The sequence below is a fragment of the Neisseria sp. N95_16 genome, assembly GCF_002551535.2.
GTDB classification, from domain to species: domain Bacteria; phylum Pseudomonadota; class Gammaproteobacteria; order Burkholderiales; family Neisseriaceae; genus Neisseria; species Neisseria brasiliensis.
This window is the reverse complement of sequence record NZ_PDBT02000128.1, coordinates 1-2,666: the sequence shown is the minus strand read 5'-3', so window position 1 is coordinate 2,666 and position 2,666 is coordinate 1. Positions and strand designations below refer to the sequence as shown.

At 41.9% G+C, this 2,666-nt stretch carries 5 protein-coding genes; 2 read left to right on the top strand and 3 right to left on the bottom strand.

Features of this window, described 5'->3' with window-relative positions; genetic code table 11:
• Together CRG49_RS14160 and CRG49_RS12640 are read right to left on the bottom strand one after the other, a co-directional pair.
• The coding region (locus tag CRG49_RS14160) for a helix-turn-helix domain-containing protein (protein WP_157807900.1) at positions 1-143 on the bottom strand (143 nt) is incomplete at its 3' end.
• Between the two features lie 165 nt (positions 144-308).
• Entirely contained in the window at positions 309-923 is a 615-nt protein-coding gene (locus tag CRG49_RS12640) for a cation transporter (protein WP_095503798.1), read from the bottom strand.
• Between the two features lie 71 nt (positions 924-994).
• On the opposite strand from CRG49_RS12640, the gene CRG49_RS12635 reads away from it, so the two are divergent.
• Positions 995-1,393: a Cd(II)/Pb(II)-responsive transcriptional regulator gene (locus tag CRG49_RS12635; RefSeq protein WP_095503799.1), complete on the top strand. Its 399-nt coding sequence runs from the start codon at positions 995-997 to the stop codon at positions 1,391-1,393.
• Positions 1,394-1,501: 108 nt separating this feature from the next.
• Here the strand turns inward: CRG49_RS12635 and CRG49_RS12630 are convergent, their stop codons facing one another.
• A complete protein-coding gene (locus CRG49_RS12630; protein ID WP_095503800.1) occupies positions 1,502-2,404 on the bottom strand; it encodes a zinc-dependent alcohol dehydrogenase family protein in 903 nt (300 codons plus the stop codon).
• Between the two features lie 49 nt (positions 2,405-2,453).
• Here CRG49_RS12630 and CRG49_RS14155 point away from each other — a divergent pair.
• On the top strand, positions 2,454-2,666 hold a 213-nt coding region (locus CRG49_RS14155), incomplete at its 3' end, for a helix-turn-helix domain-containing protein (RefSeq protein WP_157807883.1).

The window sequence follows — 2,666 nt, the reverse complement described above, 5'->3', positions numbered from 1 at the left end:
CCGTTGACGGAATGCCGTCTGATTTCCCGACTGACGGTGGCGGGATGACAACCGATGTTCTGTGCGATTTGGTTTAGGGGTAGGTTGCGGTAATGTCTGGAAATGTAGTATCTTTGGTGTGAGGTCAGTTGTGTGTAGGCCATATTGCAATCTTTCTTGTCAGGAAAGGCAGTATACTACCGCATACTGGCCTTTTCTGTTATTGGAAATTGCACTTGTTAGGCGAATGTAAGAGCCTTAAAAAGTTTATTTTACCCATTTTAAAAACAAAAACACCGCTTGAACATCAGTCCAAACGGTGTTTTAAATTAACTGACTTTTAATTCCGCCCAAGCCCTTTTGATGATTTCTTGGCTGGCTTGTAACGCCAAAAATGCCAAAACAAACGCCACAATTAAATCAGGATATTTTGATTGAAAAAAATAAACTGCCATACCCGCCAAAATTACCGCCACATTACCAATCGCATCATTGCGAGAACATACCCATACACTTCTGACATTACTGTCGCCATCACGGAATTTTAATAATATCAACACTGCTGACACATTCACCAATAACGCCAAAAATCCCACAATACTCATTTCGCTATGACTAGGAATTTCCCCATAAAACACACGATAAATGGTTGTAATTAAAATAAATAAGCCCAAAACGCCCGTCATTAGCCCCTTAACCATAGATGCTTTGGCACGGTAACTTAACGCCATTGGCAAAACAATCAAACTTATCAAATAATTGGCACTGTCGCCCAAGAAATCCAAACTGTCCGACAACAGCGAAATTGAACCCGATTTAACCCCCATCACAATTTCCACAAAAAACATTGATAAATTTAATATCAAGACAATCCACAAGGCTTTTTTGTACTTGGACGATTGATGAATGGGCTGATTTGAAGTGCAAGAATTTTGGCACGCCATTTTTTTGCTCCTGTTTTAAGATAAAATTTGCTATACTATAAACTCCGTAGTCATTACAGGGTCAAGCCAAAATGTCAAATTTTTTTAAAATAAAACAAGCCAGTGAACAAACAGGCGTACATTTGGAAACCATTCGTTATTATGAAAAACAAGGCTTAATCACCCCTACACATCAACAAAATGGCTATCGTGTGTTTGATGAAAATCAGTTAGAACAATTACGCTTTATTAAAACTTGCCGTAATATCGGTTTTTCTTTAAGTAACATCAAAACGCTGTTGCAATTACAACAAACGCCTAACAAACAATGCGATGAAATCGATGCACTTGCCGAGCAACATTTGGCATATTTGGACGAACAAATCACAGAACTACAACAAGTTAAAACTTTTTTAATGCAATTTGTGGGTTGTGAAAATAAAACTGTTGATAAGTGTCAGATTATTCAAGGTATTAAAGAAAAAGAGTAGCGGAATATTTTTCAGGCAGCCTGAAAACAAAAATGCCGTCTGAAAATTTTCAAACGGCATTTTATTTCATTTAAAAAACAATCAAACCTTAACCACAATCTTACCAATCTATTGATTGCTTGCCATATATTCGTGGGCTTTGACCATTTCATCAAAGGCAAAGATTTTGTCAATTTCTGGGTGTAACTGACCGCTTGCCAAGCCGTCATAGACAAATTGTTTGGCTTTGGCGAGTTTTTCAGGCACGGTGGTGATTTCAAAGAGTTCATAACCCCGCACCGTCAAATGTTTGCCCAAAATCGGGAACACAGGCACGGCAATGTCATCGTGGCTTAATGCTCCGTAAATGATGTAGCGACCGTCTTGTGCCATTCCCTGAAAAATGTGCGATGCCCCTTGCCCGCCCACAGGGTCAAACACCACATTCACGCCTTTGCCATTTGTGATTTTAAGAAGTTGGGCGGTTACATCGTCTTCGCTTGTGACAATCACAAAATCCGCTCCTTTTTCCAAAAGCACATCGCCTTTGGCGTGGGTGCGAGATAAGGCAATCACGGTTGCCCCTTGCATTTTGGCGATTTGGATACTGGCTAAACCAACCGAACTGGTTGCACCGCCCAGCAGCACCACATCGCCTTTTTGTATTTTGCCAAACTCAATCAGTCCGCCATAAGCGGTAACAAACGCCATCCAACTGGCGGACGCTTGTTCCATTGTCAGCGTGTCAGGGTGCTTGACGACTGCGTGTTTGGGCATATTAACAATCTCGCCATAAGTGCCGTATTCAGTAAACATAAAAGACGGAATAATGCTGACCTTATCGCCAATGGCAAATTCGCTCACGCCATTGCCAATCGCTGTTACCACGCCTGCCCCTTCGTAGCCCAAAATCGCAGGGAATACAGGGTCAATCACATACGCCCCTTCTCGGTACATCATTTCGGCACGGTTTAAACCAATGGCGTGGATTTGGATTTGTACTTCATTTTCTTTTGGTGCAGGAACTGCCACACTTACATTCGCCTAACAAGTGCAATTTCCAATAACAGAAAAGGCCAGTATGCGGTGGTATACTGCCTTTCCTGACAAGAAAGATTGCAATATGGCCTACACACAACTGACCTCACACCAAAGATACTACATTTCCAGACATTACCGCAACCTACCCCTAAACCAAATCGCACAGAACATCGGTTGTCATCCCGCCACCGTCAGTCGGGAAATCAGACGGCATTCCGTCAACGGAACCTACTGTTACCGAAAAGCACAACAG